Raw genomic sequence first — 22160 nt, 5'->3', positions numbered from 1 at the left:
CACGACAGGAGTTTGCTATGGAATTCACCAACCCCTTCGATAATCCGCAAGGGCGATTTTACATTCTGCAAAATTCGCAGCAGCAGTTCAGTCTGTGGCCTGCGCAGTGCAGCTTACCCACCGGCTGGCGTGTTCTGTGCGAGCCGCAGCCGCAGGCGGAATGCAACGCCTGGCTTGCGGCGAACTGGCGGACATTAACCCCGGCGCACTACGCGCAATCAGGGAGCGACCAATGAGCACACGTTTACCGTTGGTGGCCGCCCAGCCAGGGATCTGGATGGCGGAACAACTCTCATCACTGCCTAATGCCTGGAGCGTAGCGCACTATGTCGAGTTGCAGGGAGAGATAGATGCGGCGTTGCTGGCACAAGCGATTGTCGCCGGAATGATGCAAGCGGATACGCTGCGCATGCGCTTTACGGAAGATAACGGTGATGTGTGGCAATGGGTGGACGACGCGCAGACCTTTGCCCTCCCGGCGATTGTCGATCTTCGTCGCGAGTCCGACCCGCACGCCGCCGCCCTCAGTACGATGCAGGCCGATCTCGGGCAAAACCTGCGTGTAGAGAGCGGCAAACCGTTGGTGTTCCATCAGTTGCTGCGCGTGGGCGAACAACGTTGGTACTGGTATCAGCGTTATCATCATTTGGTGGTGGATGGCTTCAGTTTCCCGGCCATTACCCGCCAGATTGCTGCCATTTACAGCGCCTGGCGCCGTGGTGAACCCACTCCCTCTTCGCCATTCACGCCGTTTGCTGAGGTCGTGGATGAGTATCAGCGTTACCGGGACAGTGAGAGCTGGCAGCGGGACAGTGCCTTCTGGGCGAAACAGCGCAGCGAACTGCCGCCGCCGGTATCGCTTTCCGCCATGCCATTGCCCGGACGCGCGGCGACCACCGACATCCTGCGGCTGAATGTGGCGATGGATGCGCAGGCATTTCGCCGCTTAACCCAGGCCGCGCCGCAGAATGCCCCGGCAGACCTGGCACTGGCACTGGTGGCATTGTGGCTGGGAAGACTTTGCGGACGCACTGATTATGCGGCGGGCTTTATTTTTATGCGGCGCATGGGATCGGCGGCGCTGACTGCCACTGGTCCGGTATTGAATGTGTTGCCACTGGGTGTTCGCCTGGATGCCACGCAAACTCTGCCAGCGCTGGCGACACAGCTTGCCACGTCGCTGAAAGCGATGCGCCGCCATCAGCGGTATGATGCCGAGCAAATCGTGCGTGATGCCGGGCGCGCTGCCGGAGACGAGCCGCTGTTTGGCCCGGTTTTTAACGTCAAAATGTTCGATTATTTGCTGGATGTTGATGGCATCAACGGCGTCACGCACACGCTGGCGACCGGGCCGGTGAACGATCTGGAGATTGCCCTGTTCCCGCACGAAGAGGGCGGCCTGACGCTGGAAGTGCTGGCGAATCGCAGTCGTTATGATAGGCAGACACTGACTGCGCACATTGCGCGTCTGCCGGAATTGCTGCGCCAGTTTGCCGACAATCCGACGCTGCGCTGTGGCGATGCGGAGTTGATTGCGCCACACGAAGCCGAACAACTGGCGACAATCAACGCGACGCAGGTTGCGCTGCCAGCGACCACGTTAAGCGCGCTGGTGGCAGCACAGGCGGCGAGAACGCCCGACGCGCCCGCGCTGGCGGATGCCCGCTGGCAGTTCAGCTACCGCGAATTGCGTGAGCAGGTGATCGCGCTGGCAAACCAGTTGCGCCAGCTTGGTGTACAGCCCGGCGATAGCGTAGCAGTGGCGTTGCCGCGATCGGTGTTTCTGACGCTGGCACTGCACGGTATTGTGGAAGCGGGTGCTGCCTGGTTGCCGCTGGATACCGGTTATCCGGACGATCGCCTGCGCATGATGCTGGAAGATGCGCAACCGCGGTTGTTGATCACCTCGGAAGATCAACGGGCGCGTTTTAGCGATATCCCAGGCCTTGCCCATTTCTGTTATCAGCAGCCGTTGGCAACAGGCAGTTGCGAACCGCTTAACCTGACGCGCCCCGATCACACCGCGTATATCATTTTCACCTCGGGTTCTACCGGGCGACCGAAAGGGGTGATGGTTGGTCAAACCGCCATCGTTAACCGCCTGCTGTGGATGCAGGATCATTACCCACTGAAGGGTGATGATGTGGTCGCGCAAAAAACGCCATGCAGCTTTGACGTCTCGGTGTGGGAGTTCTGGTGGCCGTTTATTGCCGGTAGTCAACTGGTGATGGCAGAGCCGGAAGCGCACCGCGATCCGCAGGCGTTGCAGGCATTCTTTGCCCGTTATGGCGTGACCACCACCCACTTTGTCCCGTCGATGCTGGCGGCATTTGTCGCCTCACTGACGCCGGAAAGTGCGCAGCAGAGCTGCCGGACGTTGAAACAGGTGTTTTGTAGCGGTGAAGCGCTGCCTGCCGATTTGTGCCGTGAGTGGCAGCAACTGACGGGCGCACCACTGCACAATCTGTATGGCCCGACCGAAGCGGCGGTGGACGTGAGCTGGTACCCGGCGTACGGCGAGGCGCTGGCACGCGTACAAGGCAACAGCGTGCCCATTGGCTACCCGGTGTGGAATACCGGCTTACGCATTCTGGATGCCATGATGCGCCCGGTTCCGCCAGGCGTGGCGGGGGATCTCTATCTCACCGGCATTCAACTGGCGCAAGGGTATCTGGGGCGTCCGGACCTGACCGCCAGCCGTTTTATCGCCGATCCGTTTGTTGCTGGCGAGCGGATGTACCGCACCGGGGATGTGGCGCGCTGGCTGGATAACGGCGCGGTGGAGTACCTCGGGCGCAGCGACGATCAACTAAAAATTCGCGGTCAGCGTATTGAACTGGGCGAAATTGATCGCGCCATGTTGACCTTACCGGATGTCGCGCAGGCGGTTGCTCATGCGTGTGTCTTCAACCAGGCAGCAGCCAGCGGCGGCGATGCGCGTCAACTGGTGGGGTATGTGGTGTCGGCGTCCGGCTTACCGCTGGATACCGCCGCGTTGCAGGCGCAACTGCGTGAACAGTTACCGCCGCACATGGTGCCGGTGTTATTGCTACAACTGGCGGAACTGCCGCTGAGCGCCAACGGTAAACGCGATCGTAAAGCGCTGCCGTTGCCAACGCTGACCACAAAACGCGGCGGTCGTCCACTGCGTGAGGGCAGTGAAACGCAGGTAGCGCAGGCCTTTGCTGCGCTATTGGGCTGCGAGGTGAACGATGCGGAAGCCGACTTCTTTGCCCTTGGTGGCCACTCACTGCTGGCGATGCGCCTGGCGGCACAGTTGAGCCGTGAATGCGAGCGCCAGGTGACGCCGGGACAGATTATGGTGGCGTCGACGGTGGAAAAACTGGCTGCGCTGCTGGAACAGAGTCTGTCGGCAGAAGAGGCGCAACGTCTGGGGCTGGAAACGCGGCTACCGCTGCGTGAAAGCGATGGCCCCACGCTGTTTTGCTTCCATCCGGCTTCCGGCTTTGCCTGGCAGTTCAGCGTGCTGGCACGCTACTTAGCGCCGCGCTGGTCAATTATCGGGATTCAGTCACCGCGCCCGACCGGGCCGTTGCAGCAGGCCGCTACGCTGGATGATGCCTGCGAGCAACATCTGGCGACGCTGTTGGCGCAGCAACCGCACGGGCCTTACTACCTGTTCGGGTATTCGCTGGGCGGCACGCTGGCGCAGGGCATTGCCGCACGCTTGCGCCAGCGTGGCGAAGACGTGGCGTTCCTCGGGCTGCTTGATACCTGGCCGCCGGAAACGCAAAACTGGGCGGAGAAAGAGGCTAACGGGCTGGATCCTGACGTGCTGGCAGAAATTGAGCGCGAGCGGCAAGCCTTCCTGGCGGCGCAACAGGGGCAAACTTCCGGCGAGCTGTTCCGCCACATTGAAGGCAACTATGCGGATGCCGTGCGCCTGTTAACCACCGCACATAGCATGCCGTTTGACGGTAAAGCCACGTTGTTTGTCGCCGAACGGACGCTGCAACCAGGAACGGATCCGCATAAAGCCTGGGCACCGTGGGTGAAAGAACTGGTGGTGTATCGCCAGGATTGCGCCCACGTGGATATCATCTCACCGCAGGCCTTTGAACGTATCGGCCCGGTATTGCGGGAAGTGTTAGGGGCGTAATGTTTAGCCCCCATCCGGTGCAGGGTGGGGGAGAATCGGTTAGCTCAGATTCGCGAATGCCATGTTCTGCTGCCCGGCATGCTCATGGCGATCGTTTCCGGATGCACGACCAGCGTCAGCAAGCTGGAAGCGCGTCACCGATTGTTGCAAATGCGCCACCTGCTGTTGCAGGGAACCGGCAGCGGTTGCCACTTCTGCGACCAGTGAGGCATTCTGCTGAGTCACGCCGTCCATTTGATGGATCGCAATGTGAATCTGTGAAATGCCCCGCGTCTGCTCGCCGGATGCCATCATCACCTCATCCATAATATCCGCCACCTTTTTGACATCGAGCATCACGTCGTTCATGGTCGCGCCCGCCTCTTTCACCAGCCCTGACCCCTGTTTAATACGGCTGAGAGAGTCATTGATCATCGTACCAATCTCTTTCGCCGCCGTGGCGCTGCGCTGCGCGAGGACGCGCACTTCAGAGGCTACCACGGCAAAACCGCGACCGGCTTCTCCGGCGCGAGCCGCTTCCACCGCCGCATTAAGCGCCAGAAGATTGGTCTGGAAGGCAATACCGTCAATCACCCCCACAATGTCGCCAATTTTGGCGGAGCTTTTTTCAATCGCATCCATGGTGGAAACCACATGAGACACCACGTTAGCGCCGCGGGACGCCGTCGATGCTGCCTTCTGCGACAGATCGTTTGCCTTGCGCGTGTTCTCTTCGTTGTTTTTCACCGTCGCCATGATCTGCTCCATGCTGGAGGCGGTTTCATCCAGTGAGGCAGCCTGCTGCTCTGTCCGGCTGGAGAGATCGATATTCCCGGACGCGATCTCTTCCACACCCGAGCCGATAGCATCCGTGCCGCTACGTACCCTCTGCACAATGTTTTCCAGTCCATCACGCATACGCTGGACGGCGGCAAAGAGCTGGGCTATCTCGTTTTTACCGCTGATATCGATGCGTGCCCGTAGATCACCTTCGGCAATACGGTCGAACACGGTAATCACATGATTGAGCGGTTTGACGATCAGATTGGTCATCACTGACCAGGCCAGCCCGGCCAGCACCAACGCACAGGCGATAGAGAAATAGAGAGCGAACGACATCCGTGTAACGCGGTTATTGGAGTCGTCGTAGGCGTTATCAATGCTTTTTAGCTTCCAGGCGACCAGCGCTTTCGAGGCTTTATCAAAATCGGCGTACAGTGCGGTGGATTTCCCGGCGTACTGGCGATATTCATCCAGTTTACCGGCTTCCAGCGCGGTAAACGCCGGGCCAATAAATGTTTTCATCAGCGTCTCGCGCGATGCCGCCATTTCTGCGGCAATTGCCTGCTCTTCAGCGGATTGTGGGTATTTCAGGTACTCCTGCCATTTTGCACTGGCACTATCGATTTTACTTTTGGCACGATCCAGCGCTACTTTTGCTTTTTCCGTTTCGCCACTGCCCATCAGGGATTCGTAAAGACGTAAATCCAGGCGGCCGCGCAGTAATAATTCAGAGCTTTCATTCAGTGCGACAAGCCCCGGTAATACTTCTGTATCGACGTGGGCAAAAGATTTATTTCCCGATTGTACGGCGACTGAACCCAAAATTCCCACGAAAAGTAATAGTGCCGTCAGCGAGAAAATCATTATGCTGAGTGCGGTGCGGATCTTTATTTTACGAAACATTGAATATTCCCTGTCTGCTACGAAGATTAATGTTTGGCGTGTTCGTTAGCCGTACTGGCTAAAAACGTTTTTAGCTTTTCATTATAAAATTTGGCGGACATTGTGGTGCCGTGCCCGCTGGTCTCAGTGCTTGCCGGAATAAGGAACAGTTCAGCCTGTTTTATCTGCTTTAATGTTTCGCTGAACGTGCTGGTTTCTGGTGGATTACGCTCGTCATCTGCTGAATTAATGATCAGCATGGGGGCGGTAATATTCTTTAAAGCGGGCAGAGCGTTATAATTTGCGGACGAGCCCCAGAGATAAATAAAATCGTTGGCATCGGCAGTGACAGGCGCAGCGAGTCGCTCATCCACCACTTTATCCGCCAGCGCGCGGGTTGGTGCTTTATGTTGTAAGGCCTGCGTGCCACCCGTTGTGGCAATACTGAACATAATATTGGCTGTTTTTAACGCGGGTGGTTGTTGGCGGTAATGGCCTTCAGCCCAGGCAGGATCGTTTTTGATCGACTCAATCAACATCCGTCGCAGCATCCAGTTACGTCCGGATAATTCATTGGGTTGTGATGCCATCGGCACCAGCGCATCCATCATCGACGGGTATTTTTCACCCCATAGCCAGGTTTGCATGCCCCCCATTGAATACCCCATGACCAGGCGTAAATGCGAAATGCCCAGACCTTCTTTCACTAAGCGATATTGCGCGGTCACCATGTCGTCATAATCATAGTGCGGAAATGCCATACGTAAGCCATCTGATGGTTTGGATGATTTTCCTGAACCGATGCTTTCCGGCATGATAATAAAGTAGTTACGGCTATCCAGCGCCTGACCCGGACCAAACAGCTCGCCGGCAAATCCCTGGGCTAATAAGGCCTTAATGGGTTGATTGGTGCCGTGTAGCACTAATACGGCAGGTTTACTTTTGTCCCCCAGCGTGAAGTAATGAATGCGCAGGTCGTTCAGTTTTTCGCCGTTATTAAAGGTGAACGCTTTAGCAATCCACTCCTTTTCTTCCGGTTCGGGAGGTGAATGGGCTGCGTGAGTCGAAAGTGACAGCGTTAACAGAATGGCACCAGCCACCCCTGTTATTATACGGATAAACATAAAATAACCTTTTGGATATATGCAGGTTTTGGAAACCTGATGTTAGTTTTTATTGAGATAAATCCCAATAGACATTAATGGTGGGGACGCAAAAAAGCATGACGTTCTTGGTTTTTGCGTTTCTGCGGGATATTTTTCAGGCGGTTTTTCTTACGCTAAAATATCTGAAAGGGGTGTATCGTCTGAGGGATTAATATTGATTAAGGTTTTTGATAGTTATATTGCCGTCAGTATTAGTATTCCTTAATAATAACGTTATTGCCGCTTAAGAATAAAGAGGGCGGAAAATAGCATAAAGAATATCATTTATTGGTTACAGTAAAATGTTGTGCGACGACGAAAAAAATGCGCAGGTATGTCGATATACCTGCGCATCATAAATAACGTTTTTCTGGCGGTTCCGGGTGGGGAAAGTAAACCTGTTATCTGCTGCGCCCCAGCGGCACCACCAGTGGGGTATGTGCCACCGGATCGTCAATGATCATACAACGTAAACCGTATACCGCCTCAATCAGTGCCGGGGTGACGATCTCTTTGGGTGCCCCCTGTGCCACGATCCTGCCATCCCGCAGGGCAATCAGGTGGGTTGCGTAGCGGCAGGCCTGGTTCAAATCGTGCAGTACCGCGGCCAGCGTGTAACCCTGTTCGCGGTTGAGTTCACTTAACAGTTCCAGCAGATCGATCTGGTAACTGATATCCAGCCAGGTGGTCGGCTCGTCGAGTAGCATGATCGCCGTTTCCTGCGCCAGCACCATGGCGATCCATGCCCGTTGACGCTGTCCTCCCGAGAGCGTATCCACACTCTGGCTGGCCAGCGCATCGACACCCGTGGCTTTCATCGCCCGCATAACGGCCTCTTCATCCTCTCTACGCCAGCGGGTAAACAGAGGCTGGTGCGGGTAACGACCGCGCGCCACCAACTCCTGTACCGTGATGTCTCCCGGTGTAGTGGCATTTTGTGCCAGCAGGCCAATGCGCCGCGCCACCTCTTTGCTGGCGAAACGCTGAATCTGCTCGCCATCCAGATAAACATGCCCCTGCGCGGGGGTCATCAGGCGGCTTAAGGTGCGTAACAGCGTCGATTTGCCGCAGCCGTTGGGGCCAATAATGGCGGTGAAATGGCCGTCGGGAATGGCGACGTTTAACTGCTCGGCGACAATCTTTTTGCCGTAACCCAGGGTTAACGCTTCGCCGCGCAAACGGGTTTGTGTGTCGATCATTTTTTGCGGGACTCCTGAATTAACAAGGCGATAAGGTAAATACCGCCGAGGCTGACGGTGACGACGCCCACCGGCAACTGGTACGGCGTAAAGCCTTGCTGGGCAAACATGTCTGCCAGGAGCAATACCAGGGCGCCGCACAGTGCAGACTGGACCAGTCCCCAACGGGCAGTAGCGCTCAGGCGGCGGGCGATGTGCGGCGCCACCAGCGCGATAAACGAAATCGGCCCTGCCAGCGCCGTGGCGGCGGCGGTGAGCGCCACGGCGACCAGCATCAACATCAGCCGGGAGCGTTCGACGCTGACGCCGAGCGCGCAAGCACTGTCATCGCCCATCTCCAGTAAGCGCATACGCCGGGCGAGCAGGGCGGCAAAAATAAACATCAGCGCAATCAGCGGCGCGGAGGGAAGGGTCTTCGCCCAGGTTAGCCCGTTCAGCGAACCGGCATTCCACAGCCCGGCAGAGAGCGCCGTTTCCAGCGAGGCATGCAACAGCAGCCAGGTGTTAAACGCCATCAGCATTGCGCGGACACCAATGCCGACGATGATCAAACGGAAGGTTTCAATCCCGTTGCGCCAGGCCAGCAGCCAGACCAGCAGCGATGTCACCATACCGCCCGCCATCGCCGCCAGGGCAATGGCGGTCATATGCTGGCCAAACAGCACCATGGCCACCAGCACGCCGCTCCAGGCACCGGTATTAAATCCCATCACATCCGGACTGCCCAAGGGATTGCGCAACAGGGACTGGAAAATCGCCCCACTGACGCCGAGAGCCGCGCCCACCAGTAACGCCATCAACACGCGCGGTAAACGCCATTCCGTCACCACAAGCTGGATGGCACGGGGTGCATCGCCGGTCAGCGCAGCAATAACCTGCGAGAACGCCAAGGGGACAGTGCCGCTGCGCAGGCTCCATACGGCCAGCAGCAGTGCGATGAGCGCCATCAGCAGGCAACTGGCGACCAGGCGACGGGAAGGCGCCATCATAAGCCGCCTCCGCGCGCGCGGCGCACCAGCACAATCAACACTGGTGCACCGATAAAGGCGCTGACCACGGAGACGCGTAATTCACCCGGTACAATCACCCGGCCAATCATATCGGCGAACAGCAGCAATGTCGGGGTAGCGATCAGCGTGACCGGCAGCGACCAGCGGTGATCGGCTCCCACCAGCCAGCGTGCGATATGCGGCATCATCAGGCCGATAAAGGCAATCGGGCCGACCAGCGCCGTGGCGCTACCGCACAGGACGGTAATGATCAACAGACCGAGCAACTGTGTGCGCGCCACTTTGCTGCCCAGCGCGGTGGCCGTATCGCTGCCGAGGCTCAGGCTGTTAAGCGATCGGCTTAGCAGCAACGCGGCTACGGCAGCCAGCAGTACCGGCAGCGCGACAATCTTCAGGGTATGCAGGGTGCGAATATCCAGCGAGCCTGCCTGCCAGAATCGCAGTTGATCGTAGACATCGGCATTCAGCAGCGAGATGCCGCTGGACAACCCTTCCAGCACGGCGGCCAGCGCAACACCCGCCAGCGTGAGGCGCACCGGGCTAAGCTGTCCGCCGCCCTGGCTGCCAGTAAACGCCACCAGCAGCGATGCTGCCAGCGCACCACAAAATGCCAGCAGCAGTTGTTCCGTGGGGGAGGTGATACCGATCAGCGCCGCGCCGAGCACAATGGCGAAGCTGGCTCCCGCATTAACGCCCAGCAGGCCGGGGTCGGCCAGCGGGTTACGGGTCAGCGTTTGCATTAACGCCCCGGCCAGCCCGAGCGCGCCACCCGCGAGCAATCCCGCCAGCGTACGCGGCAGGCGAGCGTCTTTGATGATGGTGCAGTCCGCACTCTGGCAGGCGCCGGTAAGGGCATCTAGCACCACGGTGGCGGGCAGGTTTTTTGCGCCAATAAACAGGCTGAGTGCTGCGGCTGCTAACAGCAGTATCAATAACCCGGCGAGGGCGACGGGGCGCGCCGGGAAAGCAGAAAACGACATAAAGCATCCCAAACGTGATAATGATAGTAATTATCGTTATCGATCTTGTTTTGATATGTTAACATGCATAGCCTGCGAATGGACACAAAAAGTGCGTATTTAAGGCGTTGTAATGAAGCAACAATCCTGGCTGTTGAACCTGAGCCTGCTGCAAACGCATCCGGCTTTCCGCGCGGTATTTCTGGCGCGTTTTATCTCGATTTTATCGCTCGGGCTGTTGGGCGTGGCGGTGCCGGTGCAAATCCAGACCATGACCCACTCCAGCTGGCAGGTGGGTCTGGCGGTGACGCTGACCGGCGGCGCGATGTTCGTTGGGCTGATGCTTGGTGGGGTGCTGGCGGATCGCTACGAACGTAAGAAACTGATTTTACTGGCGCGCTCTACCTGTGGCGTGGGTTTCATCGGCCTGTGCCTGAATGCGCTCTTGCCGGAACCGTCGCTGGTGGCCATTTATCTGCTCGGGGTGTGGGATGGTTTTTTCGGCGCGCTGGGCGTCACGGCGCTGCTGGCGGCGACGCCTGCGCTGGTCGGGCGGGAAAATCTGATGCAGGCGGGCGCGATCACCATGCTGACGGTTCGCTTCGGCTCGGTGATTTCGCCTATGTGCGGCGGGTTGCTGTTGGCGTCCGGCGGGGTGGTGTGGAATTACGGTCTGGCCGCGGCAGGCACGTTTATTACCTTGCTGCCGTTACTCAGTTTGCCTGCGTTGCCGCCTCCTCCCCAACCGCGCGAGCACCCGTTGAAATCGCTGCTGACGGCGCTGCAATTTTTACTGCGTAATCCGCTGATCGGCGGTATTGCGCTGCTTGGCGGATTGCTGACGATGGCAAGCGCAGTACGCGTGCTGTACCCGGCGCTGGCCATTGGCTGGAATATGTCGGCGGCGGAGATCGGGTTGCTGTATGCCGCACTGCCGCTGGGGGCGGCTATTGGTGCATTGACCAGCGGTAAGCTGGCGCACAGCGAGCGTCCCGGGGTGATTATGCTGATCACCGCCGTCGGGGCGTTTATTGCTATTGGCTTATTCAGCCTGATGCCTTTCTGGGCGCTGGGCGTGGTATTTCTGGCGCTGTGCGGCTGGCTGACGGCGGTAAGTTCGCTACTGCAATACACACTGCTGCAAACCCAGACCCCGGAAGCGATGCTCGGGCGCATAAATGGTTTGTGGACGGCGCAAAACGTCACCGGCGATGCCATTGGCGCGGCGTTGTTGGGGGCGATGGGGTCGATGATGACGCCGGTCTCTTCCGCCAGTCTCAGTGGGCTGGTGCTGGCGGTCGTTGGGTTGGCGCTGGTGGGCGGGCTCAGCGAGCTGCGACGTTTTCGTCAGACGCAGCCCGCGGCGTAATCACTGCCAGCCCAACGGAATTAACCAAACAGTGCCGACAGACGCTGCAACACGCGGGTGGCGCTGTAATAGTCGAGACGGAACGTCTCGGCGCCCAGGGCGTAAACGCGTTTGTGTTGCACGGCGGGCAGATGCGCCAGCAGCGGGTTTGCGCTCAGGGCGTCGGCATCCTGTTGGTCGCTGGCGAACAGGAACAGCGCTTCACCGTTCAGCCCGGCGGCCAGGTTTTCACCGCCCAGTTGCACGATATCGTGGCGTTTGCCCTGGCTCTGGCTGGTTTGCAACCCGGCGGGCAGGTCAGCAAGGGTAAAGCCGAGCTGTTGCATCAGCTTTCCCTGCGCGGAATCGCGGGTCCACAGGTTGGCGCCGTGTGCAGCCGGGGTATAGACCAGCGCGCTGACCGGCTGCGGCGGCAGGGTGATATGCGCTTTTACATCCGCCAGTTGCTGATTGAACGCGGCAATACGCGCTTCGGCCTGTTTTTCCTGACCGGTGATGTGGCCAAGTTGCGTCAGCAGCGCCTGCCAGCTTTTGTCGTCGTAGTTGATGATCAGCGTCGGCGCGATGGCGGAAAGTTGATCGTACAACGCCAGTGCGGAGTCGCCGCCAGTGGCGCTTATCAGGATCAGATCCGGCATTTGCGCGGCGACGGCTTCGGCATTCGGTTCGCCGATGTAAATCCGCGCGACCTTACGCTGTTTCGCTACGTCACCCCACTGGCGTAAAAAGCCCTGATCGTCGGCAAAACGGTTATTCGGCGTCGTTGCGCCGCTGGCAATGACCGGTGCGTCTATCGCCAGCAATGAACCGGTAAGGGTTACGCTGGTGGAAACAATGCGCAGCGGCTTGCTGTCGAGCTGGTGTGTGCCGCGGCTGTCGTTTACCTGACGGGGCCAGTCGGCAGCCAGCGCTGAGGATAGTCCTAAAACGAAAATACTTAATAACAATAATGGCTTACGGAAATGCGAAAGGGCTCTCACGAGATGCGTCCTGTTTTTATTGAAGTTAATGCTTCTCATTTTCAATGTTGCATGAGGCAGATGCAAGCGGAGGCGTACAGGAAGTCGATTCTTATATTGACATGGCCAATAGGAAATTTTTATCCTATCCATTCACAAAATACAAATGATAATCATTATTAGTTAATTTATCATTTTGGAGAATGATATGGATACGTCCCTGGCTGAGGAAACCCAGCAGTCTGTGCAAACGCTGGCCGCGGATCAGTTTTTCTTTATGTCGCCGTACCGCAGTTTTACCACGTCCGGCTGCTTCGCCCGTTTCTCTGAGCCCGCCGCAGGTGGCGACGCTCAGGACAGCATTTTCCAGCAAAAACTGGCGCAGGCTTTTGCCAGCGCAAAAGCGAAGGGCATTGCCAGACCGGTGATGGTCGGTGCAATTCCTTTTGATACCACGCAGCCTTCTGCGTTGTTTATTCCGCAATCCTGGCAGACATTCTCCCGCCCGGCGAAACAGCGATCGGCTCGCTATTTCAACGCCGGCGAGATGCCAAACGTGACGACGCAGACATTTATCCCGGAGCAAGATCACTTTATGCAGATGGTTGAGCGCGGTGCGGCGAAAACCGCCACGCCGGAAGTGGATAAGGTGGTGCTCTCCCGTTTGATTGATATTGCCACCGACAGCGATATCAACAGCGGCGTGCTGCTGGAACGTCTGATAGCGCAAAATCCGGCCAGCTTCAATTTCCATGTCCCGCTGCCCGATGGCGGCGCGTTGCTGGGTGCCAGCCCCGAACTGCTGCTGCGCAAAGAGGAAAACCGCTTCAGTTCATTGCCGCTGGCAGGCTCTGCACGCCGCCAGCCGGACGATATGCTCGATCGCGAAGCAGGCAATAAGCTGCTCGCGTCGGAAAAAGATCGCCACGAGCATGAACTGGTGACCCAGGCGATGAAAGCGGTACTCGAACCACGCAGCCGCTCCCTGACGCTGCCCGACTCTCCGCAACTGGTGACGACGCCAACGTTATGGCACCTGGCGACGCCGATTGACGGTGTCGCGCACGACGATGAAAACGCTTTAAGCCTTGCCTGCCTGTTGCACCCAACGCCCGCGCTGAGCGGCTTCCCGCACCAGGTGGCGAAGACACTGATCGCTGAGCTGGAACCGTTCAACCGCGAACTGTTTGGCGGCATTGTCGGCTGGTGTGACGCCGAAGGAAACGGCGAGTGGGTGGTGACTATTCGCTGCGCCCGTATTCACCGTAACACCGTCCGGCTGTTTGCCGGTGCCGGGATTGTTCCTGCCTCGTCTCCGCTGTCGGAGTGGCGTGAAACCGGCGTGAAACTGACCACCATGCTGAATGCCTTTGGCTTGCATTAAGGAACTGAGATGGCCCTTCCTTTTACCCGTTGGCCGGATGAGTTTGCCCGCCGTTACCGCGAAAAAGGCTACTGGCAGGACTTACCGTTGACCGACATTCTCACCCGTCACGCGCACAGTGATGCCACGGCGGTGATCGACGGCGATCGTACGTACAGTTACCGCCAGGTGAATCAGCTCTCGGATAACCTGGCCTGTTCGCTCCAGACGCTGGGCATCAAACGCGGGGAAACCGCGCTGGTGCAACTGGGAAATGTGGCGGAGTTTTACATCACTTTTTTTGCGTTGCTGAAAATCGGTGTCGCGCCGGTGAATGCTTTGTTTAGCCACCAGCGCAACGAACTGAATGCCTATGCCACGCAACTCAAGCCGGTATTACTGATTGCCGATCGTGAACATTCGCTGTTTGCCAGCGATGACTTTGTCACCACCTTTGTGGCGGAACACGACACGGTGCGTGTTGTGTTGTTGCGCGGCGATAGGGGGGAACACGCGCTGGACGCGGCGATCGACCGCCCGGCGGAGAACGTTATTACCACACCGACGCCTGCTGATGAGGTGGCATTCTTCCAGCTTTCTGGTGGTAGTACCGGTACGCCGAAGCTGATCCCCCGTACCCATAACGATTACTACTACAGCATTGTGCGCAGCAACGAGGTGTGCGGGTTTACCGCTGACACCCGCTATTTGTGCGCATTGCCCGCAGCGCATAACTACCCGATGAGTTCTCCTGGTGCGCTGGGCGTTTTCCTGGCGCAAGGGTGCGTGGTGCTGGCCGCCGATCCCAGTGCGACGCTGTGCTTCCCGCTGATTGAAAAACACCGCATTAACGTGACCGCACTGGTGCCGCCCGCGGTCAGCCTGTGGCTACAGGCGATTCAGGAATGGAGCAGTAATGCTTCACTGGCGTCGTTACGACTGTTGCAGGTGGGCGGCGCACGGCTGTCAACTACGCTGGCTGCGCGGATCCCGGCGGAGATGGGTTGCCAGTTGCAGCAAGTGTTCGGTATGGCGGAGGGGCTGGTGAACTATACCCGGCTGGATGATCCCATTGAGCGGATTATCCATACCCAGGGGCGCCCGATGTGCCCGGATGACGAAGTCTGGGTGGCGGATGAAAACGGCAACCCGCTGCCTGCAGGGCAGGTGGGGCGTCTGATGACGCGCGGGCCCTACACCTTCCGCGGCTACTTTAACAGCCCGGAACATAATGCCAGTGCCTTTGATGAACACGGCTTTTACAGCTCCGGCGATCTGATTGCCATTGATGAGCAGGGTTATATCACCGTGCAGGGGCGTGAAAAAGATCAGATCAACCGAGGCGGCGAGAAGATTGCCGCCGAGGAGATCGAAAACCTGCTGTTGCGCCATGAGGCTGTGATCCACGCGGCGTTGGTCAGCATGGAAGACAGCCTGCTTGGCGAAAAGAGCTGCGCCTGGCTGGTGACGAAAACGCCATTGCGCGCGGTGGCGGTTCGTCGCTTCCTGCGTGAGCAAGGGGTAGCGGAATTCAAACTGCCGGATCGCGTGGAGTGCCTTGAGGCGCTGCCGCTGACGCCGGTCGGTAAAGTGGATAAAAAACAATTACGCCAGTGGTTAGCACAGCGTACACCGGCGTAAAGGAGAGAAGATGGCGATTCCAACATTACAGGGCTACGCACTGCCAGCGGCAGCCGACATCCCGGAAAACAAAGTCAACTGGGCGTTTGAGCCTGAACGTGCCGCGCTGTTGATCCACGATATGCAGGAGTATTTTGTTAACTTCTGGGGCGAGAATTGCCCGATGATGCAACAGGTGGTGGCGAATATTGCCGCCCTGCGTCGCTACTGCAAACAGCACCATATTCCGGTCTATTACACGGCGCAGCCGAAAGAGCAGAGTGATGAAGATCGTGCGCTGCTGAACGACATGTGGGGACCGGGACTGACCCGTTCACCGGAACAACAGCGAATCGTGGCGGAACTGACGCCCGATGATGCCGATACTGTACTGGTTAAATGGCGCTACAGCGCGTTTCACCGCTCGCCGCTGGAGCAGGCGCTGAAAGAGACCGGCCGCAACCAGTTGCTCATCACCGGCGTCTATTCGCACATTGGCTGTATGACCACCGCTACCGATGCGTTTATGCGCGATATCAAACCGTTTATGGTTGCGGATGCGCTGGCAGACTTCAGCCGTGAGGATCACCTGATGTCGCTCAAGTACGTGGCCGGGCGTGCCGGGCGCGTAGTGATGACCCAGGATCTGTTACCCGTTCCGGGAAGCAAAGCTGCACTGCGGGCACTGATCCTGCCGCTGCTGGATGAGTCCGACGAGCCGCTGGATGATGAAAACCTTATCGACTACGGTCTGGATTCCGTACGCATGATGGCGCTGGCGGCCCGCTGGCGCAAAGCGCACGGCGATATCGACTTTGTGATGCTGGCGAAGAACCCGACGATTGATGCCTGGTGGGCGTTGCTCTCTCGCGAGGTGAAATGATGGCCCAGCTGGATTTTACCGGTAAAACGGTATGGGTGACCGGCGCCGGGAAGGGGATTGGTTACGCTACAGCGCTGGCCTTTGTGGAGGCTGGTGCGCAGGTGACCGGTTTTGATCGGGTGTTTGCCGGTCGCGATTATCCTTTCTCCTGCGAGGTGATGGATATCGCCAATGCGCAACAGACAGAAGCCGTCTGTCAACGTCTGCTGGCACAATGCGAACGGTTAGATGTGCTGGTCAATGCCGCCGGGATTTTGCATATGGGGGCAACGGATGAACTCTCCAGCGATGCCTGGCAGCAGACTTTCGCCGTTAACGTTGGCGGCGCGTTCAATCTGTTTCGCCAGACAATGGCGCAGTTTCGCCGTCAGCAGGGCGGGGCCATTGTCACTGTCGCTTCCGATGCGGCGCATACACCGCGCATCGGCATGAGCGCCTATGGCGCGTCGAAAGCTGCACTAAAAAGCCTGGCGCTGAGCGTCGGGCTGGAACTGGCGGCAAGCCATGTACGCTGCAACGTTGTCTCGCCAGGTTCAACGGATACGGACATGCAACGCTCGCTATGGGTCAGCGATGACGCAGAACAACAGCGCATTCGCGGCTTTGGCGAGCAGTTCAAACTGGGCATTCCACTGGGCAAGATTGCCCGTCCACAGGAAGTGGCGAACACCATCCTGTTCCTTGCTTCCGATCTGGCCAGCCATATCACCCTGCAGGATATTGTGGTGGATGGCGGTTCAACACTGGGGGCGTAAATGATCTGGAAACGCCATTTAACGCTGGAGGAGCTGAACGGCACCAGTGATAACACGCTGGTGGCGCACCTGGGCATTGTCTACACGCGCCTTGGCGATGATCTACTGGAAGCGGAAATGCCGGTGGATACCCGCACGCATCAGCCTTTTGGTTTACTGCATGGCGGCGCGTCGGCGGCACTGGCGGAAACGTTGGGGTCGATGGCCGGTTATCTGATGACCCGCGATGGCCAGTGCGTGGTGGGGACGGAGTTAAACGCATCGCACCATCGCCCTGTCTCACAAGGCAAAGTGCGCGGCGTTTGCCAGCCGCTGCACCTTGGCCGCCAGAGTCAAAGCTGGGAGATTGTGGTGTTTGATGAGCAGGGGCGCCGCTGCTGTACCTGCCGCCTGAGTACGGCCATCCTCGGCTAACGTTTTCCTCCTCTCTGTGTCCGGAGAGGGGATCCTCTCCCCCTATAAGTGATCCTGGTAACACAATGAGGTAAATGCCTGCTGTCAGGACGAACTTTCCCTGTTTCAAAGTTGTTAAAAACCGCGAGTTGATATAGAAACAAAATGTAACATCTCTTTATCTCTCAACGGATAACCGCTATGAACAACTCAGGGAAATACCTTATTTGGGGCGTGCTCTCCCTTGTTGGAGCGTTTGCTCTTGGTTATATCGCACTGAATCGCGGCGAACAGATCAATGCACTGTGGATTGTGGTGGCTGCGGTCTGTATCTATCTTATCGCTTACCGTTTTTATGGTCTTTATATCGCCAAAAATGTGCTGCAGGTGGATCCGACGCGCATGACACCGGCGGTACGGCACAACGATGGTCTCGACTATGTGCCGACAGACAAGAAAGTATTGTTTGGTCACCACTTTGCGGCAATTGCCGGGGCAGGCCCACTGGTGGGGCCGGTGCTGGCAGCGCAAATGGGCTATCTGCCGGGAATGATCTGGATCCTGGCAGGTGTAGTGCTGGCCGGTGCGGTGCAGGACTTTATGGTGCTGTTTGTCTCCACCCGCCGCGACGGGCGTTCGCTTGGCGAACTGGTGAAAGCGGAGATGGGCGCGACTGTTGGGGTGATTGCGCTGGTGGCGACCTTTATGATCATGGTGATCATCCTCGCGGTGCTGGCGATGATTGTGGTGAAAGCGCTGACCCACAGCCCGTGGGGAACCTACACCGTGGCCTTTACCATCCCGCTGGCGATTTTTATGGGCATCTATATTCGCTATTTGCGTCCGGGACGCATTGGCGAGGTGTCGGTGATTGGCCTGGTGCTGCTGGTGTTCGCCATTATTTCCGGCGGTTGGGTGGCGGCAAACCCGGCGCTGGCCCCGTATTTTGATTTTACCGGCGTACAATTAACATGGATGCTGGTGGGGTACGGTTTTGTGGCCTCCGTGTTGCCGGTGTGGCTGCTCCTCGCACCACGTGACTATCTCTCTACCTTCCTGAAAATCGGTACCATTATCGGGCTGGCGATCGGCATTTTGATTATGCGCCCAACGCTGACCATGCCTGCGCTGACGAAGTTTGTTGATGGCACCGGTCCGGTGTGGAGTGGGAGCCTGTTCCCGTTCCTGTTTATCACTATTGCCTGCGGCGCGGTGTCTGGCTTCCATGCGCTGATCTCCTCCGGTACCACGCCGAAAATGCTCGCCAGCGAAGGGCAAGCCTGCTTTATCGGCTACGGCGGTATGCTGATGGAGTCGTTCGTGGCGATCATGGCGCTGGTTTCAGCCTGTATTATCGATCCGGGCGTTTACTTCGCGATGAACAGCCCCATGGCCGTGCTGGCACCGGCAGGAACCGCCGATGTGGTGGCGTCTGCTGCGCAGGTGGTGAGCGGTTGGGGCTTTAGTATCACGCCGGATACTCTGCGGCAGATTGCAGAAGAAGTGGGCGAACAGTCGATTATTTCCCGTGCAGGCGGCGCACCTACGCTTGCGGTCGGCATGGCCTATATTCTGCACGGTGCGCTTGGCGGTTTAATGGGCGTTTCGTTCTGGTATCACTTCGCGATTCTGTTTGAGGCACTGTTTATCCTGACGGCGGTGGATGCCGGGACGCGCGCGGCGCGCTTTATGTTGCAGGATCTGTTGGGGGTGATTTCCCCGAACCTGAAACGTACCGAGTCGCTGCCCGCCAACCTGCTGGCGACGGGGTTGTGCGTGCTGGCGTGGGGCTACTTCCTGCATCAGGGTGTGGTGGATCCTCTTGGCGGTATTAACACCTTGTGGCCACTGTTCGGCATTGCCAACCAGATGCTGGCCGGTATGGCGCTGATGCTGTGCGCAGTGGTGCTGTTTAAGATGAAACGCCAGCGTTATGCATGGGTTGCATTGCTGCCTACCGCCTGGCTGCTGGTCTGTACGCTCACCGCAGGCTGGCAAAAAGCCTTCAGCCCGGACAATAAAGTTGGCTTCCTTGCCATTGCCAATAAGTTCCAGGCGATGATCGACAGCGGGACGATTCCGGCGCAGTATACCCAGTCACAACTGGCGCAACTGGTGTTTAATAACCGTCTCGATGCCGGTCTGACCATCTTCTTTATGGTGGTGGTGGTAGTTCTGGCGTTCTACTCGCTGAAAACCGCGCTGGCGGCGCTGAAAGTGGATCACCCAACGGCAAAAGAGACGCCGTATGAGGCGATGCCGGAAGATGTTGGCCAGATTGTGGGTCACGCGAAAGGCGTTCATTAACCATGTTTCCCCCTCTCTCTTGTGGGGAGAGGGTGGATGAGGGGATAACATGTTCGACACGCTCTCTAAAGCCGGTAAGTACTTAGGCCAGGCGGCGAAAATGATGATTGGTGTTCCGGATTATGACAACTACGTTGAGCATATGCGCGTGACACACCCGGATCAGACGCCAATGACCTACGAGGAGTTTTTCCGCGAGCGTCAGGATGCGCGCTACGGTGGCAAAGGCGGCGCGCGCTGCTGTTGATCCCCGGTTTTGCTATCAGGCGGCGCTTTGCGCCGCTTTTTTTTTGCGCGTCACTCAGGCGTTTGTGCCGCCGTCTACCACAATATCCGTACCGGTGATCTGTTTTGCCGCCGGGCTGGCAAGGAAGGCCACGGCTTCGGCGATATCCTGCGCCTCACCATAATGCCCCAGTGCCGTTAACCGACGCTGCTCTTCAGCGCCTTCGCCATCCGCCGGGTTCATATCGCTGTCGGTTGAGCCGGGTTTCACCATATTGACGGTAATACCACGCGGCCCGAGATCCCGCGCCAACCCGCGCGTTAACGAGTTCAGCGCCGATTTGGTCATGGAATAGATGGCAACGTCAGTGAACGGTACGCGATCGGACAGGCAACTGCCGATGTTGATAATGCGTCCGCCCCGAGGCAAATGCGCGATTGCTGCCTGCGTGGTGTAAACGACACCGCGAATGTTGACGTTGATCTGTGCGTCGATGTCCTCCTGCGACATCGTTTCCAGTTGCCCGGCACGTGCAATACCGGCGTTATTCACCAGAATATCCAGCCCGCCTAACGCGTCTACCGCCTGTGTAACGGCGGCGCGTGCGGCTTGTGGGTTGCCGCTGTCGGCCTGAATCGCCACGGCTTTACGCCCCAGCGCGCGGATCGATTCGGCAACGGCCTCGGCTTTGTCTGCGGATTTTTCCCAGGTTATGGCGACATCGGCGCCTGCCTGAGCCAGCGTGAGTGCAATGGCTTTACCCAGACCGCGACTGGCGCCCGTGACCAGCGCGCGTTTACCTGCAAGTGAGTGTGACATGGTGGCTCCTAATTATGTGTCGATTGATACATAATTAAAGTAAACAGGCTTTCACCTCGCCGTCAATAGTATTAATATACCGATCAGCACAAAATGTGAGGAGGCACTGTGAGCCGGGGAAGACCACGGGAATTTGACCGTACCGATGCGCTGGACAAAGCGATGAAACTCTTCTGGCAGAAGGGATACACCGCCACGTCGATGAACGATCTCTACCAGGCGATGGGTATTAAGTCCCCGAGCCTGTATGCGGCGTTCGGCAGCAAAGAGGATCTTTATGATGAGGTTTTACAGCACTACGAACAGACCGTTGCGCCGCTGATTTGGGGTGGGATGGACAGCGAACCGTCGCCGAAAACGGCCATCGCGCAATGGCTGGTGCATTCGGCGCAGACGCTGACGCGCAGCGGTATGCCGCACGGGTGTATGGTGACGCTGTCGGCGGTCGCCAGCGAAGGCAACGATCGGCTTGGCGCGCGGGTACAACAGTTACGCAACGGCGGCGTGGAACTGCTCAAAGCGCGATTAACGCAGGCGCAGGAGCAGGGGGATTTACCGGCCACGACGGATATCGATGCGCTGACGCGGTTATACGTCAGCATCCAGCAGGGAATGTCGATTCAGGCGCGGGATGGGGCAAGCTGCGAAACGCTGCTCGGCGTCGCCAGAATGGCCATGGCGCTCTGGCCTGCATAATGGCCTTAATTATTATATTGGCTTTTTAAGTGAATACTCTCACTTTATGTGTGGATAATAATGCCGCAATAAAAGAAGTGAAATAATATCAGTAAGTATTATTTCACTTCTTTAATATTCATTTTTCCATATTGTTAATAGTGAGTGCAATAAAGAGAAATACTGAGAGCAATATCTATGGATATATTCTCTCTTAAAGTCAAATTATCGATGAATAATAAAAAAGCACTTTTCACATATTGCCTTTGTATTTGTTCCATAGGAATATACTCAAAAAATTATTATTAATTCAAACTTAACCTAAATTATCTGGGCGGGACTTTTTTTCTCATGGATGAACGCGTGCGTTATCTGGTTTTATTTTTATTCATGGCGATAACGGCGCAGGCCGCGCCTTTGTCTCCGGCCGATCGCGACGCCGTGCGTCAGCAGCAGGAACAACTGCTGCTGCAGAACCAGCAACAGCGCGACGAACTGGAGCGCAGCATCCCGCTGCCGCGTGCAGGCCAGAGCGCGCCAGCCTCTCAGCCCGGTGGCCCCTGTTTTACCGTTCACACCATCACCCTTTCCGGCGTCACCCTTATCAGCGCAAAGGCGCAGCAAAAACTGACCGCGCCCTGGCTGAACCGGTGCCTGAATATGGCGAAAATAACGGAACTCACCGCCGCCATTTCTGACTGGTATATCAGCCGG

General features: G+C 57.6%; 19 protein-coding genes. 12 read left to right on the top strand and 7 right to left on the bottom strand.

Going from position 1 to position 22160, the window contains the following annotated elements; genetic code table 11:
• The first annotated feature begins 17 nt into the window (after positions 1-17).
• Both GA0061071_RS06225 and entF read left to right on the top strand, forming a co-directional pair.
• Entirely contained in the window at positions 18-236 is a 219-nt protein-coding gene (locus tag GA0061071_RS06225; RefSeq protein WP_061496848.1) for an MbtH family protein, read from the top strand.
• Complete coding sequence (gene entF, locus GA0061071_RS06220; RefSeq protein ID WP_088236697.1) at positions 233-4120, top strand: enterobactin non-ribosomal peptide synthetase EntF; 3888 nt, start codon at positions 233-235, stop codon at positions 4118-4120. The genes GA0061071_RS06225 and entF overlap by 4 nt, the downstream gene beginning before the upstream one ends.
• Positions 4121-4159: 39 nt before the next feature.
• On the opposite strand, the gene GA0061071_RS06215 is transcribed toward entF, so the two are convergent.
• The 5 genes from GA0061071_RS06215 to fepD form a co-directional block, all read right to left on the bottom strand.
• Complete coding sequence (locus GA0061071_RS06215; protein WP_088236696.1) at positions 4160-5785, bottom strand: methyl-accepting chemotaxis protein; 1626 nt, start codon at positions 5783-5785, stop codon at positions 4160-4162.
• Positions 5786-5811: 26 nt separating this feature from the next.
• The gene (locus tag GA0061071_RS06210) at positions 5812-6888 is read right to left on the bottom strand and encodes an alpha/beta fold hydrolase (protein WP_088236695.1); all 1077 of its coding nucleotides are present in this window, start codon (positions 6886-6888) and stop codon (positions 5812-5814) included.
• A 422-nt stretch (positions 6889-7310) separates the two neighbouring features.
• The gene (gene fepC, locus GA0061071_RS06205) at positions 7311-8108 is read right to left on the bottom strand and encodes an iron-enterobactin ABC transporter ATP-binding protein (RefSeq protein WP_088236694.1); all 798 of its coding nucleotides are present in this window, start codon (positions 8106-8108) and stop codon (positions 7311-7313) included.
• Positions 8105-9094: an iron-enterobactin ABC transporter permease gene (fepG, locus tag GA0061071_RS06200; protein ID WP_088236831.1), complete on the bottom strand. Its 990-nt coding sequence runs from the start codon at positions 9092-9094 to the stop codon at positions 8105-8107. Before fepG ends, fepC begins: the two co-directional genes overlap by 4 nt.
• Positions 9094-10098 (bottom strand): Fe(3+)-siderophore ABC transporter permease, encoded by a 1005-nt coding sequence (gene fepD / locus GA0061071_RS06195; RefSeq protein WP_088236693.1) that lies wholly within the window; start codon positions 10096-10098, stop codon positions 9094-9096. Before fepD ends, fepG begins: the two co-directional genes overlap by 1 nt.
• Positions 10099-10210: 112 nt before the next feature.
• Here fepD and entS point away from each other — a divergent pair, with 112 nt between their 5' ends.
• Complete coding sequence (gene entS, locus GA0061071_RS06190) at positions 10211-11446, top strand: enterobactin transporter EntS (protein ID WP_088236692.1); 1236 nt, start codon at positions 10211-10213, stop codon at positions 11444-11446.
• 20 nt (positions 11447-11466) lie between these two features.
• Here the strand turns inward: entS and fepB are convergent, their stop codons facing one another.
• On the bottom strand, positions 11467-12426 hold the full coding sequence (gene fepB, locus GA0061071_RS06185; protein ID WP_061496831.1) for a Fe2+-enterobactin ABC transporter substrate-binding protein: 960 nt from the start codon (positions 12424-12426) through the stop codon (positions 11467-11469).
• 187 nt (positions 12427-12613) lie between these two features.
• On the opposite strand from fepB, the gene entC reads away from it, so the two are divergent.
• From entC to GA0061071_RS06150, 7 genes are all read left to right on the top strand, one after another.
• On the top strand, positions 12614-13789 hold the full coding sequence (gene entC / locus GA0061071_RS06180) for an isochorismate synthase EntC (RefSeq protein ID WP_061496829.1): 1176 nt from the start codon (positions 12614-12616) through the stop codon (positions 13787-13789).
• Positions 13790-13798: 9 nt separating this feature from the next.
• On the top strand, positions 13799-15409 hold the full coding sequence (gene entE / locus GA0061071_RS06175; protein ID WP_088236691.1) for a (2,3-dihydroxybenzoyl)adenylate synthase EntE: 1611 nt from the start codon (positions 13799-13801) through the stop codon (positions 15407-15409).
• Positions 15410-15419: 10 nt separating this feature from the next.
• Positions 15420-16271 carry an isochorismatase gene (locus GA0061071_RS06170; RefSeq protein WP_088236690.1) on the top strand — a complete coding sequence of 284 codons (852 nt, stop codon included), beginning with the start codon at positions 15420-15422 and terminating at the stop codon, positions 16269-16271.
• 8 nt (positions 16272-16279) lie between these two features.
• Positions 16280-17026, top strand: coding sequence for a 2,3-dihydro-2,3-dihydroxybenzoate dehydrogenase EntA (gene entA / locus GA0061071_RS06165; protein ID WP_088236830.1), 747 nt, complete (start codon positions 16280-16282; stop codon positions 17024-17026).
• Complete coding sequence (gene entH / locus GA0061071_RS06160; protein ID WP_061496821.1) at positions 17027-17440, top strand: proofreading thioesterase EntH; 414 nt, start codon at positions 17027-17029, stop codon at positions 17438-17440.
• Between the two features lie 180 nt (positions 17441-17620).
• Positions 17621-19726 carry a pyruvate/proton symporter CstA gene (gene cstA, locus GA0061071_RS06155; RefSeq protein ID WP_061496819.1) on the top strand — a complete coding sequence of 702 codons (2106 nt, stop codon included), beginning with the start codon at positions 17621-17623 and terminating at the stop codon, positions 19724-19726.
• A gap of 49 nt (positions 19727-19775) precedes the next feature.
• Complete coding sequence (locus GA0061071_RS06150; protein ID WP_000460621.1) at positions 19776-19973, top strand: YbdD/YjiX family protein; 198 nt, start codon at positions 19776-19778, stop codon at positions 19971-19973.
• Positions 19974-20027: 54 nt separating this feature from the next.
• On the opposite strand, the gene GA0061071_RS06145 is transcribed toward GA0061071_RS06150, so the two are convergent.
• Positions 20028-20771: an SDR family NAD(P)-dependent oxidoreductase gene (locus tag GA0061071_RS06145; protein ID WP_088236689.1), complete on the bottom strand. Its 744-nt coding sequence runs from the start codon at positions 20769-20771 to the stop codon at positions 20028-20030.
• 108 nt (positions 20772-20879) lie between these two features.
• Here GA0061071_RS06145 and GA0061071_RS06140 point away from each other — a divergent pair, with 108 nt between their 5' ends.
• Both GA0061071_RS06140 and GA0061071_RS06135 read left to right on the top strand, forming a co-directional pair.
• The gene (locus GA0061071_RS06140) at positions 20880-21467 is read left to right on the top strand and encodes a TetR/AcrR family transcriptional regulator (RefSeq protein ID WP_061496815.1); all 588 of its coding nucleotides are present in this window, start codon (positions 20880-20882) and stop codon (positions 21465-21467) included.
• A gap of 330 nt (positions 21468-21797) precedes the next feature.
• On the top strand, positions 21798-22160 hold a 363-nt coding region (locus GA0061071_RS06135), incomplete at its 3' end, for a POTRA domain-containing protein (RefSeq protein ID WP_276326304.1).

The sequence above is a fragment of the Kosakonia oryzendophytica genome, assembly GCF_900094925.1.
In the GTDB taxonomy this organism is placed as follows: Bacteria; Pseudomonadota; Gammaproteobacteria; order Enterobacterales; family Enterobacteriaceae; genus Kosakonia; species Kosakonia oryzendophytica.
The sequence above is the reverse complement of the archived record's forward strand: the minus strand, read 5'-3'. Positions and strand labels throughout refer to the sequence as shown.